The sequence below is a fragment of the Plantactinospora sp. DSM 117369 genome (assembly GCF_053764795.1).
Genome location: NZ_CM132446.1, coordinates 8,032,883 through 8,051,080, shown reverse-complemented (window position 1 = coordinate 8,051,080; position 18,198 = coordinate 8,032,883). Strand labels below are relative to the sequence as shown.

16 protein-coding genes are annotated in these 18,198 nt (G+C 73.2%); 9 read left to right on the top strand and 7 right to left on the bottom strand.

All coding sequences use genetic code 11. The annotated features are described in order from the left end of the window. Positions 1-44: 44 nt before the first annotated feature. Positions 45-740 (bottom strand): C39 family peptidase, encoded by a 696-nt coding sequence (locus ACSMXO_RS34285; protein WP_455415238.1) that lies wholly within the window; start codon positions 738-740, stop codon positions 45-47. Between the two features lie 579 nt (positions 741-1,319). Between ACSMXO_RS34285 and ACSMXO_RS34280 the strand changes: the two genes are divergently transcribed. The 7 genes from ACSMXO_RS34280 to ACSMXO_RS34250 all read left to right on the top strand — a co-directional run bounded on the left by ACSMXO_RS34280 (position 1,320) and on the right by ACSMXO_RS34250 (position 8,125). Continuing rightward, positions 1,320-2,408: an S-(hydroxymethyl)mycothiol dehydrogenase gene (locus tag ACSMXO_RS34280; RefSeq protein ID WP_455415237.1), complete on the top strand. Its 1,089-nt coding sequence runs from the start codon at positions 1,320-1,322 to the stop codon at positions 2,406-2,408. Continuing rightward, positions 2,408-3,037, top strand: coding sequence for an MBL fold metallo-hydrolase (locus ACSMXO_RS34275; protein ID WP_346261208.1), 630 nt, complete (start codon positions 2,408-2,410; stop codon positions 3,035-3,037). The genes ACSMXO_RS34280 and ACSMXO_RS34275 overlap by 1 nt, the downstream gene beginning before the upstream one ends. A 463-nt stretch (positions 3,038-3,500) precedes the next feature. After that, on the top strand, positions 3,501-4,421 hold the full coding sequence (locus ACSMXO_RS34270) for an ABC transporter ATP-binding protein (protein ID WP_455415236.1): 921 nt from the start codon (positions 3,501-3,503) through the stop codon (positions 4,419-4,421). Beyond that, the gene (locus tag ACSMXO_RS34265) at positions 4,418-5,224 is read left to right on the top strand and encodes an ABC transporter permease (RefSeq protein WP_455415235.1); all 807 of its coding nucleotides are present in this window, start codon (positions 4,418-4,420) and stop codon (positions 5,222-5,224) included. Before ACSMXO_RS34270 ends, ACSMXO_RS34265 begins: the two co-directional genes overlap by 4 nt. A 63-nt stretch (positions 5,225-5,287) precedes the next feature. Next, complete coding sequence (locus ACSMXO_RS34260) at positions 5,288-6,412, top strand: sensor histidine kinase (RefSeq protein ID WP_455415234.1); 1,125 nt, start codon at positions 5,288-5,290, stop codon at positions 6,410-6,412. Between the two features lie 20 nt (positions 6,413-6,432). Next, on the top strand, positions 6,433-7,065 hold the full coding sequence (locus ACSMXO_RS34255; protein ID WP_455415233.1) for a response regulator: 633 nt from the start codon (positions 6,433-6,435) through the stop codon (positions 7,063-7,065). Between the two features lie 109 nt (positions 7,066-7,174). Further along, on the top strand, positions 7,175-8,125 hold the full coding sequence (locus tag ACSMXO_RS34250; protein WP_455415232.1) for a hypothetical protein: 951 nt from the start codon (positions 7,175-7,177) through the stop codon (positions 8,123-8,125). A gap of 145 nt (positions 8,126-8,270) precedes the next feature. Here ACSMXO_RS34250 and ACSMXO_RS34245 read toward each other — a convergent pair whose 3' ends face one another. Further along, complete coding sequence (locus tag ACSMXO_RS34245) at positions 8,271-9,980, bottom strand: copper resistance CopC/CopD family protein (RefSeq protein WP_455415231.1); 1,710 nt, start codon at positions 9,978-9,980, stop codon at positions 8,271-8,273. 90 nt (positions 9,981-10,070) lie between these two features. Here ACSMXO_RS34245 and ACSMXO_RS34240 point away from each other — a divergent pair, with 90 nt between their 5' ends. Beyond that, positions 10,071-12,110: a prolyl oligopeptidase family serine peptidase gene (locus ACSMXO_RS34240; RefSeq protein ID WP_455415230.1), complete on the top strand. Its 2,040-nt coding sequence runs from the start codon at positions 10,071-10,073 to the stop codon at positions 12,108-12,110. A gap of 64 nt (positions 12,111-12,174) precedes the next feature. Here ACSMXO_RS34240 and ACSMXO_RS34235 read toward each other — a convergent pair whose 3' ends face one another. From ACSMXO_RS34235 to ACSMXO_RS34215, 5 genes are all read right to left on the bottom strand, one after another. Next, positions 12,175-13,137: a TIGR04222 domain-containing membrane protein gene (locus ACSMXO_RS34235; RefSeq protein WP_455415229.1), complete on the bottom strand. Its 963-nt coding sequence runs from the start codon at positions 13,135-13,137 to the stop codon at positions 12,175-12,177. 226 nt (positions 13,138-13,363) lie between these two features. Beyond that, positions 13,364-15,565 carry a hypothetical protein gene (locus ACSMXO_RS34230; protein ID WP_455415228.1) on the bottom strand — a complete coding sequence of 734 codons (2,202 nt, stop codon included), beginning with the start codon at positions 15,563-15,565 and terminating at the stop codon, positions 13,364-13,366. 191 nt (positions 15,566-15,756) lie between these two features. Beyond that, a complete protein-coding gene (locus tag ACSMXO_RS34225; RefSeq protein WP_455415227.1) occupies positions 15,757-16,089 on the bottom strand; it encodes a PadR family transcriptional regulator in 333 nt (110 codons plus the stop codon). Between the two features lie 66 nt (positions 16,090-16,155). Continuing rightward, positions 16,156-16,797 (bottom strand): LysE family translocator, encoded by a 642-nt coding sequence (locus tag ACSMXO_RS34220; RefSeq protein WP_455415226.1) that lies wholly within the window; start codon positions 16,795-16,797, stop codon positions 16,156-16,158. A 3-nt stretch (positions 16,798-16,800) separates the two neighbouring features. Next, a complete protein-coding gene (locus ACSMXO_RS34215) occupies positions 16,801-17,547 on the bottom strand; it encodes a metallophosphoesterase (protein ID WP_455415225.1) in 747 nt (248 codons plus the stop codon). Positions 17,548-17,847: 300 nt separating this feature from the next. On the opposite strand from ACSMXO_RS34215, the gene ACSMXO_RS34210 reads away from it, so the two are divergent. Continuing rightward, complete coding sequence (locus ACSMXO_RS34210) at positions 17,848-18,195, top strand: hypothetical protein (RefSeq protein ID WP_455415224.1); 348 nt, start codon at positions 17,848-17,850, stop codon at positions 18,193-18,195. Positions 18,196-18,198: the final 3 nt, after the last annotated feature.

Below are 18,198 nucleotides of genomic sequence, written 5' to 3'. Positions count from 1 at the left end.
AAGGGCCAGCCCCGGGTGGGGGCTGGCCCTTTCGGGTTGGTGCGTTATGCGGAGTAACCGCGTTCGGCGGCCCAGTTGGCGAGGGTGATGGTGCTCATCCAGTACTCGCTCTGGTTCGGGTTGGCCGGGTCGGCGATCTTGACCTTGCGGCCGTGGTCGTCGTAGCCGACGACGGTCAGGTAGTGCCCACCCTCGTAGGAGTGCGGGGTACCGTCGACATCGGTGGCGGTGCCCTTGATGTTCATCACCACCGGACGCTTGGCGTCGATGGCCTTGACGACGTCGACCTGGAGCCGGTCCATCTCGGCCGGCTTGGCCGTGGTGTCCGGGATCGCCACGGTCTTGTAGTCGCTACCGCCGGCCTTGTTCAGCACCCGGGTGGTGTCCTCGGCCGAGTTCGTACCGGCCTCGGTCGTGCCGAGCTGCTTGGCCACGTCGTCCTGGCTGGGGGTGTGCCCCTGCGCCGACAGCGCGATCCTCGTGGCGGCGGGTGCGCAGTAGTAGAAGTTCTCCTGCGCCTTGTACTGATAGTCCAGGACCTTCGACGGTGCCCGCTTGTCGAGATCCTTGATGTCGGCGGTCACCGACGCGGCGGTCGGCGAGCCGGTGGTCGGGGTGTCCATCGCGATCGCGGGGCCGGCGAACGCGCCGCCGACGACGGCGAGCCCGGCGATACCCAGCGCGGTCTTGCGGATCGGAGTTTCGGTGATGGCCGGTAGCCATCGGCTGACGAAAGTCATGATGGTCGCCTTCCATTCCGGGGGTACGACAACGCCGGAAGACCCGGTGTGTCGAAAGGAAAGAAACCCGAAAACGAGGTTCGGGGGGATCGGCACCGGCCCGGCGGATGCTCCTGCTCGGGTGTGCCAGGGGGATGTAACCGTGACCGGCGGCCCGCCATTCCCCGGCGGGGTCACGCACCGGCCCGCCCACAGATCCGTACCCGCCCGGATCGGCCGGGCCCGCTGCTGCGGACGTACGCCAGGTATAACCGTGGCCGGCGGCCCGGTGTTCCGCGATCCGCCCGCACCACCCACTCGATCATGACCAAAAACCGGACACCGGTGACGGACGGGACGACAGACCCGGAGCGCCGATCGCGGCGGCGCGTCGAATGTCCGCCGTCCCGGCCGGTGCGTACGGCGTCCCGGCCTGCCAGACTTCCTGGTGCGCTCCGCCCGTCCCCGGTCCGGCGCCGTGCTCCGGCCTCCCGCCCGCCGCGCCATCGGTGCCGTTCCGCATGCGGGTGAGCCGCGCCAGCGAAGGGGACGGCCGTGACATGCTACGGCGGATCGGGATCGAGATCTTGAGGAGGCAGCGTGAGCCAGGAAGTACGCGGGGTCATCGCCAGGGCCAAGGGCGCGCCGGTCGAGGTGACCACCATCGTCGTACCGGATCCCGGGCCGGGTGAGGCCGTGGTGCAGGTGCAGGCGTGCGGCGTCTGCCACACCGACCTGCACTACCGCGAGGGCGGCATCAACGACGACTTCCCGTTCCTGCTCGGACACGAGGCCGCCGGGATCGTGGAGCAGGTCGGCGCCGGGGTGACCGACGTCGCCCCGGGCGACTTCGTGGTGCTCAACTGGCGGGCCGTCTGCGGCAACTGTCGGGCCTGTCGGCGCGGCAAGCCGTGGTACTGCTTCGCCACCCACAACGCCAAGCAGAAGATGACCCTGACCGATGGCACCGAACTCTCCCCGGCGCTGGGCATCGGCGCGTTCGTGGAGAAGACCCTGGTACACGCCGGGCAGTGCACCAAGGTCGACTCGGCGGCCCGGCCGGCCGCCGTCGGGCTGCTCGGCTGCGGCGTGATGGCCGGACTCGGCGCGGCGGTGAACACCGGCGGCGTCACCCGGGGCGACTCGGTCGCGGTCATCGGCTGCGGTGGGGTCGGCGACGGCGCGGTGGCCGGCGCGGCGCTGGCCGGCGCGACCACGATCATCGCGGTCGACACCGACCCGCGGAAGCTGGAGTGGGCCAGGGGATTCGGCGCGACGCACACCGTCAACGCCCGGGAAACCGACCCGGTGGAGGCGATCCGGGAACTGACCGGCGGGCACGGCGCGGACGTGGTGATCGAGGCGGTCGGCCGGCCGGAGACCTGGAAGCAGGCGTTCTACGCCCGTGACCTGGCCGGCACCGTCGTGCTGGTCGGGGTACCCACCCCGGAGATGAAGGTGCCCGACCTGCCGCTGCTCGACGTCTTCGGCCGGGGCGGCGCGCTCAAGTCGAGCTGGTACGGCGACTGCCTACCGGACCGGGACTTCCCGATGCTGACCTCGCTCTACCTCCAGGGTCGGCTGGACCTGGACGCGTTCGTCACCGAGGAGATCGCCCTCGACCAGGTCGAGGACGCGTTCGACAAGATGCACCACGGCGACGTGCTGCGGTCGGTGGTGATCTTCTGATGGCGGCCCGCATCGACCACGCGGTCACCTCGGGTACCTTCTCGCTCGACGGCCAGACCTTCGATGTGGACAACAACGTCTGGGTGGTCGGCGACGACACCGAGTGCGTGGTGATCGACGCGCCGCACGACGTGGACAGGATCCTGGCCGTGGTCGGCGACCGGCGGGTGCTCGCGATCCTGGCCACGCACGCGCACGACGACCACGTACGGGTCGCGCCGGCGTTGGCCGAGGCGACCGGTGCCCAGGTGCTGCTGCACCCGGCGGACCGGGTGCTCTGGGACATGGTGCACCCGGAGGTACCGCCGGGCGGGGAGCTGCGGGACGGGCAGTCGATCGAGGTGGCCGGCAGCACGCTGGAGGTCCTGCACACCCCTGGCCACAGCCCGGGGGCCTGCTCGCTGTACGCGCCCGCGCTCGGCGCGGTCTTCACCGGCGACACCCTGTTCCAGGGCGGCCCCGGAGCGACCGGGCGGTCGTTCAGCGACTTCGGCACGATCGTCGAGTCGATCAGGCGGCGGCTGTTGAGCCTGCCGCCGGAGACGGTGGTGCACACCGGGCACGGTGCGAGCACCACCATCGGCGCCGAGGCGCCGCACCTCGACGAGTGGCTGGCCCGGGGGCACTGACCCGCCGCCCGCCGCGCACACCCGTTGCCGCCCCGGCTGTCGCCGCCACCGCTCGCCGGGCCACCACCGCTCGGTGGCCCGGCCGACCGCGGCAGGTCTTCCGCGCGCACTGTCGAGCTGCCCCGTCCGTGCACCCACCGACCACGGCACCGGTCGGCCGGGGGTCGCCCGGGGCCTCGTCTCCGATCTTCCGGCGCCGGTGGGACAGGCCGAAGCGCTGCGGGGAACAGGTCCGTTCTTCCGGCGCCGATGGGACAGACCGAAGCGCTACGGAGACCGGGTCCGTCCCGGGAACGGCGCCGATGATCGACTGGGCGCACAGACGGGGCAGCTCTACAGTGCCGAGCACGGACACCGCCCGGCAGGCGGGGCTCGGCGGCGCGGGTACGGCTGACAGTTGTCATGGTCAGGTCGTGACGCGCGGGCCGGCCCGTCCAACCCTGCCGCCGGCAGCATTGCGGGTATGCCGACAACCATCCCCGCGGTCGAACTGACCGACCTCACCAAGTCGTACGGCGCGGTGACCGCCGTCACCGGACTCAACCTCCGGATCCAACCCGGCGAGGTGGTCGCCTTCCTCGGCCCGAACGGGGCCGGCAAGACCACCACCATCGACATGCTGCTGGGGTTGGCCCGACCCGACGCCGGCACGGTACGGGTCTACGGCCAGTCCCCGGCCGACGCGGTGGCGCTGGGCCGGATCGCCGCCGTGATGCAGACCGGCGGCCTGCTCAAGGACATGACCGTCGCCGAGACGGTCCAGCTGACCGCCAACTTCTATCCGCACGCCCGTCCGGTGGCCGAGGTGCTGGACCGGGCCGGTATCGCCGACATCGCCGGCCGCCGGGTCGGCAAGTGTTCCGGCGGCCAGCAGCAGCGGCTGCGCTTCGCGATGGCGCTGCTGCCCGACCCGGACCTGATGGTGCTGGACGAGCCGACCACCGGGATGGACGTGGAGGGCCGGCGCGACTTCTGGACGGCGATCCGCCGGGACGCCCGGGGCGGCCGGACCGTACTCTTCGCCACCCACTACCTGGAGGAGGCCGACGCGTACGCCGACCGGATCGTGCTGATCCGGCAGGGGCGGATCGTCGCCGACGGCACCACCGCCGAGGTGAAGAACCTGGCCGCCGGCCGGCTGGTCCGGGCCACCCTGCCCGGCGCCGACCAGGTGCGGCTGGCCGGGCTGCCCGGCGCCGACTCGGTCGACGTACGCGGCGACACCGTGCTGGTGCAGGCCAGTGACTCCGACGCGGTGGCCCGGCACCTGTTGACCCGCACGCCGGCCCGGGACGTGGAGATCACCGCCCGCAACCTTGAGGACGCCTTCCTGGCCCTCACCACCGGCACGCACACCGACGACCTCCAGGGGAGCCCGCGATGAGCACCGACACGATGACGACCAGCGCGTCGACCACCGACCCGGCGGTACGGCGCCGGCCCGCGATGGGCGGCTTCAACCTGCCGAACCTGGTGTTGGAGATCCGCCGGGTACTGCGCAACCGCCGTACCCTCGTCTTCATCCTGATCATGCCGGCGGTGTTCTTCCTGCTCTTCGGCCTGCCGAACCAGGGGCAGACGCTGGACGGCGGCGCGCAGGCGACCGCGTACATCATGATCAGCCTTGCCGTCTATGGCGCGATGGTCGCCACCACCAGCGGCGGCGCGATGGTCGCGGTGGAACGGGCCCAGGGCTGGAGCCGGCAACTGCGGCTTACCCCGCTGCGCCCGGCCGCGTACGTCGCCACCAAGGTGATCACCGCGATGGTGCTCGGGCTGCTCGCCGTCCTGGTGGAGTTCGCGGTCGGGGCGGTCTCCGGGGTCAGCATGCCGATCCGCGTCTGGCTGCTCGCCGGGCTGGCGGCCTGGCTCGGCTCGCTGGTCTTCGCCGCTTTCGGCCTCTTCGTCGGCTATCTGGCGCCGGCCGAGAACGTCATGCAGTTCATGGGCCCGATCCTGGCGATCCTGGCGATGTTCGGCGGGCTCTTCGTACCGCTGGAGATCCTGCCGCACGTCATGCAGCAGATCGCCCGGTTCACCCCGGTGTACGGCGTCGGCGAACTCGCCCGCAGCCCGCTCACCGGTTCCGGCGACACCGCCGGCGCGCTGCTCAACATCGTGCTCTGGACCCTGGCGTTCGGCTTCGGTGCGGGCCGGCTCTTCCGCCGGGACACCACCCGGGTATGACGCCGGGACAGTGGCGGCAGGTTCTGGCCGGTCGGCCGGGCGGGGGCGGTTAGCGTGTCCGGTGTGACGGTCGCGCGCCCGGGCACCCGCCTCGGCTCCCGGTTCGGCTGGCTGGTCGCCGTGGTCTGGCTGGTCTATCTCGGGCAACCGTTCGGCACGGTCTGGGACCATCCGCCGGGGCTGGCCCGGGACCTCGGGCTCGCCGCGCTGGTGCTCTTCGGGGCCGGCTACCTGGCGATCTTCGTGTGGTTGCGCCGGGCGGTCTGGCAGCGCCGGCGGATTCCGCCCCAGCAGGCGGCGGCCGCGCTGGCCGGGCTCTTCCTGATCGGTACGGCCACCATCCCGTCGGCCGGCGGGGACTGGCTGGTCACCCTGGTCTACGTCTCGGCGGCGGCGGTACTGGTGCTGCCGGCCCGTGCCGCCTTCGCCCTGGTGGTCGTACTGGCGGCGGTCCCGGTGGTCAGCCCGCACTTCGTACCGGCCTGGGAGCCCGAGTCCGGAGTGGCGTTCGCGGTGCTGCTCGCCGCGTTCGCGGTGTTCGCCTTCAGCCGGCTGGTGGAGCGGCAGGCCCAATTGATCGCCGCGCAGCAGGAGATCCGCCGGCTGGCGGTTGCCGAGGAGCGGGCCCGGACCGCCCGGGACCTGCACGACATCCTCGGCCACTCGCTGACCGTCATCGCGGTGAAGGCGGAGCTGGCCGGGCGGCTGCTGGAGGTGGACCCGGGCCGGGCCGGCGGAGAGGTGGCGGATCTGGAGCGGCTGGCCCGGGAGGCGCTGGCCGACGTGCGGTCCACCGTCGGGGCGTACCGTGAGGTCACCCTCGGCACCGAGCTGGCCGGCGCCCGGACGGCGCTGCGCGCGGCGGGGGTGTCGGCGGAACTGCCCGACCCGGAGGTCGAGCTGCCGCCGGCCCGCAGCGAGCTGTTCGGCTGGGCGGTCCGGGAAGGGGTGACCAACGTGGTACGGCACAGCGGGGCGCGGCACTGCGTCATCCGGGTCGGCCCCGACGAGGTCGAGGTGCTCGACGACGGGCGCGGACCGCTGCCCCCGGGCGGTCCGCATCCCGGGCACGGGCTGCTCGGGCTCCGCGAGCGCGCCGAACAGTTGGGTGCCCGGGTGCTGGTCGGGCGTGGGCCGGACGGCCGGGGCTTCCGGCTCCGGGTCAGCTACCGCGCGGGCGTGCGGTGAGCGCGCCGATCCGAGGCACGGTGAGGGCGCCGATCCGGCTGCTGCTCGCCGACGACCAGGCGCTGGTCCGGGGAGCCCTGGCGGCACTGCTTTCCCTGGAGCCCGACCTGACCGTGGTGGCCGAGGTCGGCCGGGGCGACGAGGTGCTCGACGCGGCGGGCCGGACCCGGCCGGACGTGGCGCTGCTGGACGTGGAGATGCCCGGCCTGGACGGCATCGCGGTCACCGCCGCGCTCCGGGCCGAGCTGCCGGAGTGCCGGGTGCTGGTGGTCACCACCTTCGGTCGCCCCGGTTACCTGCGCCGGGCGATGGAGGCCGGCGCGGGCGGCTTCGTGGTCAAGGACACCCCGGCCCGGCAGCTCGCCGACGCGGTCCGCCGGGTGTACGCCGGGCTGCGGGTGGTCGACCCGACGCTGGCGGCGGAGACCCTGGCCACCGGGACCAGCCCGTTGACCGAGCGGGAGACCGAGGTGTTACGGGCCGCCCGCAGCGGCGGGACGGCAGCGGATCTGGCGCGCGGGCTGCACCTGTCCGAGGGGACGGTACGCAATCACCTGTCGGCGGCGATCGGCAAGACCGGGGCCCGGACTCGGGCCGAGGCGGTCCGGATCGCCGAGGAGCATGGCTGGCTGCTCGGCGACCCGGACGACTGACGGCGTCGAGCAGGCTCGGTCCCGGGGCTGCGGGGAACTGGAAGCTCGGGTAGCGTCCTTGTCCTCGGGGCGCCCCAAGTTCCCATTGCCTGTGCTGTTCGGAGGAACTATGCCCAGAGTCTCGCGAGAAGTCGGCCTCGTCTCGACCGCTACCCGTGGGTTGATCGCACTGGCGTTGACCCTGGTCGCGGCGGTCGCCGCTCCGGCGCGCGCCAGCGCGGAGCCCGTTCCGCCCGGTGGCCGCGCCAACTACGTGGTGGCGCTGATGCGGAACATCGGAACGGAGTCGTTCGTCCGGCTCGCCGAATACAGTCTCCGGGCCGACGGTACCGCCCGGGCCGACTACTGGGCGTGGAACGCGCAGACTCTCAAGGGCCGCATGCCGTCGGGATTCACCACCTCGGGCTGTGCGCTGAGCTGCACGGTCTGGACCCCGGACGGGTTCCAGAACGCTCCCGGCCAGCTCTACGGGACCTGGACGGTGGCGGGCAACGATCTGTCGATCACCTGGACAAGCGGCAGCTCGGGGACCGAGCGCTGGAGGTTCAGCAACCTGGCGACCACGACCAAGCTCGACCTGGCCAGTCACCAGACCGCGACCGACGGGTTCGGCTGGGGCAGCACGGTGGGATTCCGGACCGGTATTCCGATGTCGACGATCCGCGCGGCGCACGGCACCTACGAGGGGCCGACCATCGAGAACAACTACGGCACGATCACCGAGCGCGTGGTGAGCCAGACCATTCACCGTGACGACGCCAACTATCCGAACCGGCTGTGCAACGCCAACTGCATCAACATCTCCACGAACACCAACAAGTACTACATGGCCGGCTCGGGGACCGATCGCAAGATGTTCCTCAACCACCAGTTGTACGACGTCAATTCCCGGCCCTGCATCGGCGAGGGACACGCCACCGCCGCCGGCCACATGAAGCCCGCGCTCCAGATCATCGATGACGCGGGAGCCTTCCGGGGCTGGGTGACGGTCGAGGCTTCGCTCTACTCCTTCCAGTACGGCGGCAACATCCTCGGCATCGCCGACATGAACGACATCTGATCGAGGTGCCCCCACCCGCACCGGCCGCGAACCACGGCCGGTGCGGGCCGGCGGGCCGGTACCGGGGAGCATGCGGGACCGGATCGACCTCACCCGGTACGCCATCCGGGCCGGCCTGGTCGAGCCCTGAGCCCGCCGCCCCCGGTCAGCGCACCCGTACGACGGTCCGCACGGTCGCCTGGTCGATCTCCGAGGTGCGTACCGTGAACCTAAGTTCCCAGTCACCGGGGATCGGGAAGCTCACCGCCCCGACCGCGTGGTGCGGCTCGATGCCCAGCATCGGGGTGTCGGTCGGCTCGACACCCTGCGCCGGCAGCGCGGCGGTCAGCGTCCACTCCACCGCCGGCAGCGGCTTGCCGTCCGGGGTGTAGACGTAGGCGTGCACGGTGTTGTTCGGCCCGAGCTGCACCGGATAGATGTCGAACTGGAGGGTGTAGAGCGGTGAGCTGAGCGTCTGGGCGAAGGTGTCCGAGGCGGCGATCTCGGCCTCGATCCCGGCGTTGCGCCCCGGGGTGGTCTGCACCAGTACCGCGCTGACCCCGAGCACCACCAGGCCGACCAGCACCTCCAGGCCGACCGTCCGGCGCAACCGCCGCCGCCCGGTCCGGGTGCTGTCGGGCGGGGTGCCGGGTGTGCCGGTCGCGCGGCCGCGGACCAGGCGGCGGGCGTACCCGGCGGCGCCGAGCAGCAGCGCCAGCAGCGCCACCTTGGCCAGTACCAGCCGTCCGTAGCCGGTGCCGAAGAGTGCGCCCGGTGCGCCGATCTCGATCACCGCCTGCACCAGCCCACCGGCGACCAGCCAGAGCACCGCGATGCTCGCCCAGCGGGACCAGACCGGCAGGACGACCGCCAGCACCCGGGGATGGGCGGCGCGCAGCGGGAAGCAGACCAGCGTCACCAGCCCGCCGAGCCAGACCGACATCGCGGCCAGGTGTACGACGCCGGCGATCCCGCTGGCCAGCGGGGTGGGCGAGGCGGCGGCGTGCCCGGCCAGCGGCCAGGTGGCCAGCCCGGCCAGCCCGAGCGCGACCAGCAGCCCGACCCGGACCCGACCGGCCCGACCGGCCAGCACCGGCGGCAGCAGGGCGGCGACCAGTGCCACGATGCCCAGCCTGGCGGCGAGCGCCAGCCCGAAGTCCGAGTCGAGCACCTGGCGCAGCTCGGCACCGGAGACGTCCAGCAGCCCGGCGCCGCTGGTGTAGGGCGCCTGTGCCCAGAACCCGGCCAGGGTGCCGGCCGCGACCAGCAGCAGACCGGCCCGGACCAGCCGGACGGCGCCCCGGCGGGGCAGCCGGCGTGGCCAGAGCAGCCCGAGCAGCAGCGTCGGACCGATCAGCAGGACGAGTCCGGCGTACCCGAGGTATCTGGTCGCCGGCACCGCGAGCCGCACGTCGGGGCGTATCGTCTCGTCGGCCGGCTCGGGCGGGGTGGCCGAGGCGGCGCCGACCGCGAAGGTGTAGCTGCCGGCGACCGGATGGCTGTCGGCGGAGATCACCCGGTAGCTGACCAGGTACGTCCCGAGCGGCCGGTCGGCGACCCGGATCGGGATCCGCAGCGTGGCGTCCCGGACGGTGGCCTCCGCGCTGTTGATCCGCTTGCCGTCCGGGGCCAGCACCTGGGCCCGGCCGGGCACCAGGGTCACCGGTTCGCTGAAGGTGATCGTGACCTCGGTCGGTGAGAAGCCGAGTACGGCCTGCTGCTGCGGCACCGTGCCGACCACCGCGGCGTGCGCCGCCGCCGGTCTCGCCGGGCCGAGCAGCACCGCCACCGCGCCGAACAGCAGCACCGCCAGTACGCCGCGCCCCAGCACGGTCAGCCGAGCCAGCGGTACGGGTTGGAGCCGAGAACGTCCCACCTCAGTTAGATCGTTTTCCGGCGCCGGGAAGTTCAATCCGCCTTCTGACTGAGCGGGAACTCTGTTCACGTTCTGTGGTAGGAACCCTGCGTGTCCCCGGATCTCGACGACGAATTCCGCTGGCTCGAGGCGCTCTCGGACGCCGAGGTGACCGCCTGGGTACGGGCCCGCAACGCGGAGACCTGCGACGCGCTGGCCGACGACCCGTTGTTCGGCACGCTGAACGCGGAGCTGCGCCAGGTGCTGGACGCCGCGGACCGGGTGCCGTTCGTGCATTGGGACGCAACCTACCTCTACAACCTCTGGAAGGACGAGGCCCACCCCCGGGGGCTGTGGCGGCGTACCACCCTCGACGAGTACCGCCGGGCGGAGCCGAGCTGGGAGCTGCTGCTCGACCTGGACGCGTTGGCCGCCGACGAGGGCGAGCCGTGGACCTGGCAGGGCGCGATCGTGCAGCGGCCCGGGCACCGGCGCTGCCTGATCCGGCTGGCCCGGGGTGGCTCGGACGCGAGCGTGGTCCGCGAGTTCGACCTGGCGACCCGGGACTTCGTCCCCGACGGCTTCACCCTGCCCGAGGCGAAGAGCGACGTCGGCTGGATCGACGCCGACCACATCTACGTCGGCACCGACTTCGGCCCCGGGTCGCTGACCGCCTCCGGCTATCCCCGGATCGTCAAGCGCTGGCGCCGGGGCACGCCACTGGAGCAGGCCACCGTGGTCTACCAGGGCCGGGACGACGACGTCTCGGTGTACGCGGTGCACGACCCGACCCCAGGATTCGTCCGTGACTTCCTCGGCCGCCGGCTGGACTTCTTCCGGCGGGAGGAGTTCCTGCGCACCGTCGACGGCGAACTGGTCCGGATCGACGTGCCGGAGGACGCCGAGACCGACGTACACCGGGAGTGGCTGCTGATCGCGCTCCGCTCGGACTGGACGGTGGCCGACCGGACGTACCCCGCGGGAACCGTGCTGGTCACCCGGCTGGACCGGTTCCTGGCCGGTGAGCGCGACCTGACCGTGGTCTTCGCGCCCGGTCCGGACAGCGCGCCCGGCCGGCACGCCTGGACCCGGGGGCACCTGATCCTGAGCAGCCTGGTCGACGTGCGGAGCCGGGCCGAGGTCTTCACGCCCGGCGAGGACGGCTGGCACCGGCGGCCGCTGCTGGAGACCGCCGCCCCGGGTGAGGAGCGGCACGTCGTCATCGTCGACACCAACCCGGAGCACAGCGACGAGTACCTGCTGGCCAGCACCGGCTTCCTGGCACCGACCACGCTGCACTACGGCACGGTCGGCGGACCGGCCGAGACGCTGAAGCGGGATCCGGCGTTCTTCGACCCGGCCGGGATGGCGGTCCGGCAACTGCACGCCCGGTCCGCCGACGGGACCCGGGTGCCGTACTTCCTGGTCGGACCGGCGGGGGAGCCGACCGGGCCGACCCTGCTGACCGGGTACGGCGGCTTCGAGATGGCCTGGACGCCGAGCTACAGCGGGATCATCGGCCGGGGCTGGCTGGCCAGGGGCGGCAATTACGTGGTCGCCAACATCCGGGGGGGTGGCGAGTACGGCCCGCGCTGGCACCGGGCGGCGCTGCGGGAGAACCGGCTCCGGGCGTACGAGGACTTCGCCGCCGTGGCGACCGACCTGGTCGACCGCGGCATCACCGTGCCGGCGCGGCTCGGCATCGAGGGCGGCAGCAACGGCGGGCTGCTCATGGGGGTGATGCTGACCCGGTTTCCGGAGCTGTTCGGCGCGGTGGTGGCCCGGGTGCCGCTCTTCGACATGCGCCGCTACCACCTGCTGCTGGCCGGCGCCTCCTGGATGGCCGAGTACGGCGACCCGGACGACGAGGCGGACTGGGCGTTCCTGCGCGAGTACTCGCCCTACCACAACGTCCGGCCGGGGCGGTCGTATCCGCCGGTCCTGCTCGTCACGTCGTCCCGGGACGACCGGGTGCATCCGGGACATGCCCGCAAGATGGCCGCCCGGATGCGCGGGTACGGCTACGACGTCTCCTACTACGAGAACATCGAGGGCGGGCACGGCGCGGCAGCCGACAACGCGCAACTGGCCTTCAAGTGGGCGCTGATGCTGCGCTTCCTCTGGCGCCGGCTCACCGGAGCCCTGCCCTGACCCGCCCGGCCGGACAGGGCCCGCACCCCGGCGGCCGGCTTGTGCGGTCGGTCAGCACAGCGGATCAGCCGCCTCCGCCGCCCCCGCAACCGCCGCCGCCCCCGCAGCTACTTCCACCGCCGCCGCCCCCGCAACTGTGCCCGCCACCGCTGTCGGAGCCGTACCCGCCCACGCTGCACGCGTAGCCGCCGCTGCCACCGCCCGACCCGCCAGCCGAGGCGACCCCGAGCCGTTGCTGGATCTCGGCCTCGGCGGCGAACTCCGGGTCCGCCGCCCAGAGCGCCGCCGGGCCGAAGAGCGCGACCGACATCGCCGCGCCGGTCGGGCCGTAGGTGCTCCAGGCCGGCTGCTGGGACGGGGCCAGATGGGCGTGTTCGGTGCGCAGGGTGGCCAGCGCCCAGTTGCCGGCTCGGGTCCGCACCGGCGGCCGGCGTGCCAGTAGCACGGTGGCCGCGCCCAGCCCGACCAGGACGAGTACCAGCGGCAGCCAGAGCGCGCCGGTCGCGGCCTCGGCGAACAACCGGAGCACGCCGAACAGCAGCACGCAGACCAGCAACCAGGTCGAGCCGCGCAGCGCCTGGCGGGCCTCGCCGCCCGGCATCAGCCCGGCCTCCTCCAGCTCCTTACGCAGCCGGTACAGCTCCGCCGAGACGCCCGAGTCGTACGTCAGCTCCCGTGGACGCCGTCGCTGCCCCGCGAACCGGTGGATCGCCGCCTCCAGACCGCTCGCCCCGGCCGGCCGGTCCCCGGCGACCTCCAGATACCGGTCCGGGGCGGGACCGATCGCCACCGCACCGGCGTTGCGCAACGCGGCCAGGGCCGTGTAGATCGCCAGCCGCCCGCCGCCGTTCAGGTACGCGACCTGGTCGGCGGTCAGCGTCGAGGTGCGGACGCTCTCCGGCCCGGCAAGGATCTGCCGGCGCCGTACGGCCGCGTGGCCGAAGGCCACCACCGCCAGGAGGAGATAGCCCGACAGGAAGGTCGACGCGCTGATTCCCCAGGTCACGTTGCTCGGATCAAGAGTCATGGCCCTGTCCCCGTCCACTTAGGCCGAACGTTCTTAGATTGTGCGGCCGGCGTGGCGGAGTAGTGCCGTTGATCACTGTTTCTTGACCGAAGCTTGCGGATCGGGCGTGCGGAAGGTCCGCACTCGTCCGGAAGGGACCGTCTCGGTCACCCGCGTACGAGGGGGCAGGTGAAGTCGACGCTGAACTCGACCTCCTGGCCGGTGGTGGCCCGTCTGGCCGTACCGCTCAGCCCATCCGCACATCCACCCTCCCGGGGTCCGTTTCCGCGTGGCTCCCTTCATCGTCGTCGGGCGGGTTCGGGCCGGGTGCAGGAATCGTTCGGGTCGGTGGGCCCGGCGCCACCCGGGTGGCGAGCACTACAGCCAGCAGGGCGGCGAGCAGCACCGCACCGGTCAGGTAGGGCAGCCCGTCGACCGGCCGACCGTAGTCCGCGGCACGCAGCAACGGCTCGCCGAGCAGCGGTGCGAGGGCGAGTTGCGCGTACGCCGACGGCAGGCCGAGCAGCACCGCGCCGGCGCCGAGGGCGGCCCACCGCCAGGCGGCTCCGGGGCGCCGCCGGAGGACCATGGTGGCGAGCGCGACGGTCAGCAGGGCCGGTCCGAGCGCGACGGCGGAGCCGACGTCGCCGGTGGCGCCGCCGCTGAGGGCACCGAGGGCGGCCATCAGCAGCGCCGGCACGCCGACCAGGGGAGCGGCGACCGCGACCGGCAGCCGGTTCTCGCGTACGGCGAGCGCGGTCGTCCCGGCCAGCACCGCGAACGCGGCGGCGGTGAGTGCGGTCCCGATCGGGTACCCCGGCGGGGTCAGCTCGCCCGGCCAGCTCGCCCGGAACAGCAGCGCCGGTGCGCACCAGGCGGCCACCGCGGCCACCCAGGCGAGCCGCCGCCGTACGACGTGCTCCGGAACCGCCGCCCGGTCACCCTGTCCGGTCCGGCGGGCGAGGGCGCCGCCGAGCCACCAGCCGAGCGACAGCACCGCCACGCCGACGCCGAAGACCGCGGGCAGCAGACCCGGTCGGGCGAGGTCGGCGGCGTCGAGTACCGAGTCGACGGCGAGCAGCAGCGCGGCGGTGCACAGCCCGGGCAGCAGTACCGCGCCACGGGCGGCGGCCACCACCAGCAGCCCGAGTACGGCGAGCACGACCCCGGCCTCGCGCAACTCCTGGGCCCACAGGTGCAGTTCCCAGCTCTGCACCTCGTCGACCGCCGCCACCTCGGAGAGCCCCGGCGTGAGGATCGTCGCCGCGTACGCCCACAGGCCCAGCCCGACCGCCGCGACCGCCACCCCGAAGCGGCGGAGCACCGCACCGGCCCGGCTCCAGCCCGATCGGCGGCCGATCGGCGTCCGGACGCTGGGCGAGCCGACTGCGGTTGCCGGATTGGCGGCGTCGGCTGCGCTGGCCGGGTCCGCTGCGTCGGCCGTCGGAACGGGCCGCCGGGTCCGGGCCGCCGCCATGCCGTAGCAGAGCGCGAACGCGGTGCAGGCGAGCAGCGGGCGCAGGGTGTTCGCGACGATCACCACGACCATCTCCGACGCCACGTAGCCCTGCTCGACCCGGCCGAACCGGATCCCGCTGCCGTGCGGGTCCAGCAGGCTGAGCGGGAACCACCACGGTGCGGTACCGAAATCCAGGTTCTCCGCCACCGCCGCGTGCCGGCCGGTGACCACCGCGACCAGTTCGAGCGCGAGCAGCCCGCCCCCGACGGCGACCAGTGACGCCAGCCGGCGGCGTCCACGATGGACGAGCCGGGCGGCCACCCCGGCGAGCGGTGCGACGAGTACGCCCCAGAGCAGCAGCGCCGGTATCGGCTCGGAGGCCAGCACGGTGACGCCCGGCTGCGGTTCCGGAGTGGAGTGTGCGACCAGGTGCAGGGCCACCGCCCCGGCGGCCATCAGCAGCGGGGCCAGGACCGCCGGGCCGGCCACGCCGAGCCGGCTGTGCCGCGCCCGGTCCACCGGCAGCCGCCGGCCCAGCCACCCGCCGAGCCAACCGGCGACTGCGGCCCCGGTCGCGAGACCGGCGACCGAGGCGACGTTGCCGGCCCAGTCGAGGTCGGCGGACGGGCCGGCGCCGCCCGGGTATCCCCGGGTCAGCGTCAACACGGTCGTGCCCACCATCTCGAGTACACCGATCAGCACCTGGCAGAACAGCACCGCGCCGAGCAGCGCCAGCAGCGGTTGCAGGGCCCTGCCGGCACTGGGCAGCACCTCCCGCCAGCCACGCGGTACGCCGTGTCCGTCCTCGGCCGGCGGCGAGCCGGCGAGGCTGACCGCGAACCGCAGTTGCCGGACGGCCCGGCCCAGTGGGCCGGCACCCGGATCGGCGCGGATCGCCGCCAGCTCGGCGCGCCACTCCGGCAGCATCCGCAACTCGGCGGGCCACCGCCGTGCGGCGATCCGGAGCAGGACGTCGGCGATTGCCGGCACGCCCCTGTCCCCGGTCGGGGATTCGCCCGGGTCGGCTGGCCGCTGTCCGCCGGTCTCCGGCTCGTTTGCGCCGGTCGGGGATTCGCCCGGGTCGGTTGGCCGCTGTGCGCCGGTCTCCGGTTCGTCTGCGCCGGCTGGCCGCTGTCCGCCGGTCTCCGGCTCGCCCGGGTCGCCCGGGTCGGCTGGCCGGTTCATGCCGGTCTCGGTTTCGGGCTGGCCGGCCGGGCGGTGCCGCCGAGCTGCTGGTGCAGCAGCGCCAGTTCGGTGCGGGCCCGGGCCAGACCGTCCGGGGTGAGCCGGTAGTAGCGCCGCGCGGGCCGGCCCGCCTCGACCGGGTCGATCTCCTCCCAGGCCGAGTCGACCCAACCGGCCCGTTGCAGCCGGACCAGGATCGGATAAAGGGTGCCGCTGGGCAGCCCGGTCACGCCGATCAGGTCCAGGCCGTAGCGGTCTGTCGTCGCATCTTCGAGAAACGCGGCGAGCACCCGCGCCACGGCGGTGGTCACCCGCACCTCACTACCCATGCTCGGAACTCTACATAGGGCGGCGCGTAGTGTCAAGATCAGCCGCGAGCGCCGGGCGGTGCGGTCTCAGCTCACCGCCGTACGGATGCCGAGGCCGACCAGGATCGCACCGGTCGCCCGGTCGAGCGCCCGGCGGACCCGTACGGTGCGCAGCAGTCGGGCGGCCGCGCCCGAGATCGCGGTCCAGCCGGCGAGCCAGCAGCCGGCCATTACCGCGTGCGCCGTGCCGAGTACCAGCATCGGGATGAGCACCGGACCGTCGACGTCGAGGAACTGCGGGGCGAGGGTCAGGTAGACCGCCGCCGCCTTCGGGTTGAGCACGTTGCCGAGAAACCCCTGGAGGTACGGATGGTGCCCGCGCCACGGCAGCCGCCGAGCCCGGGGCGCCGACGGCCCGGCCACCGTGCTCGATGGACGGCGGAGGGTCGCCGACCAGAGCAGCCACAGTCCGAGGCCGACCAGGTAGCCGGCCCCGAGCAGCTTGACCAGCAGAAACGCCTGTGACGAGCGGAGCACCAGCGCGGCCAGCCCGACGGCGGCGAGGACGGCGTGCACGTAGAGGCCGGTGAGGGTACCCAGGATCACCCACCAGCCCTGCCGGCGCCCGCCGGCGGCGACCCGCGAGACGACCAGGGTCAGGCTGGTGCCCGGGGTCGCGGTGATCGGCGCGACGGCGGCCAGGAAGCCGAGTACGGCGATGCCGTGCACGGCTCAGACCACCACCCGGTAGTGCGTGGTCAGCAGCCCCGCGTCGTCGTAGACGTGGAACGCCACCCCGGGCGGCTGGGCCAGGTCGACCAGCGGCCCGTCGCCCTCCCACGGCAGCCGGAGCGTGGAGACGACCCCGGGGGCGATCCGGAGCGGCCGGCCGGCGAAGGTGCTCGCGGCGGGGGTGTGGAAGTGCCCGGTCAGCACCGCGACGACCTGCGGATGGGTGCCGAGCAGTTCGGCCAGCGGCTCGGCCGGCAGCAGGCGCATCGGGTCGATCACCGGATGGTGCAGGGCGACCGGTGGGTGGTGGAAGGCGACGAAGACCGGCGCCCCGGCCGGCGTCGAGCCCAGTTCGTCGGCGAGCCAGCCCATGGTCTCCGCGTCGAGGTGCCCGTCGTCCCGGCCGGGCACCGACGAGTCGGCGAGCAGGAAGACGGCACCGGCCACGTCGTGCCGGCTGTTGATCGGGCCGGTCCCGCCGCGCGCGTCGCCGAGCAGACCCTTCCGGTACGCGTCCCGCACGTCGTGGTTGCCGGGGCAGGTCAGCACGGGCAGCGGCGAGGCGAGGAGCTTCGCGGCGGTCTCGTATTCGGCCACCTCGCCGTGGTCGGCGATGTCCCCGGTGACCAGGATCGCGTCGACCGGTCGGGGCAGGGCGTGCAGGTAGTCCATCACCCGGGCGGTCCGCTCGGCCGACCGGGGAGAGCTGTCGAGATGTGTGTCGCTGAGGTGGGCGATGACGAGCACTGGCGTCCCCCTGATGCTTGCTCGCGTCTTGACCCTAGGAAGCTACCAACGCCGGGCGGCGGACCGGACGAACTGACGCCCGCCCTGCCGTCCGGTGGCTCTGCTGTCCGTCGGCACTTCCGGCGGCGTGCCGGGTTCTGCCGGTTCTGCCGGTCTCCGCTGCGGTGCGGCCGGGTCCGCCCAGGCCAGGCGCGGTGGGCCGGAGCCGGCGCGGCGCACGTCCCGCTACCGGAGGTACGCCCTGCGCCGGCCCATAGCGTTGCGGGGGTACCGCACACCCCGGGCGATGGGAGCAGGAGAATGCGTCGGATCCTCGCCGTACTGACCGCGGCAGTCATCGGAGCCGCACTGGTCGCGCCACCGGCGCCGGCCCAGGCGGCACCCGGTGATCAGCGCTGGTCCTGTGGCAGCGTGCCGGCCGGCTGGGTCGTGCTGGCGTACGCCGGGATCTGCGACCCGAGCACCCGGGCCAGCTATCTCTTCGTGCAGCAGGCGGAGGGAATGCCCGCCGGCTCGTCCCTGACGGTGTGCCAGTTCTCGCCCATCCCGGGCGGCTGGCGGATCGTCTACGGACCCGTGCACGTGAGCAGTTGCGTCGTCAACTGGGGCAGTTCCTCGCCCAACGCGTACGTGATCTCGAACTCCTGACCG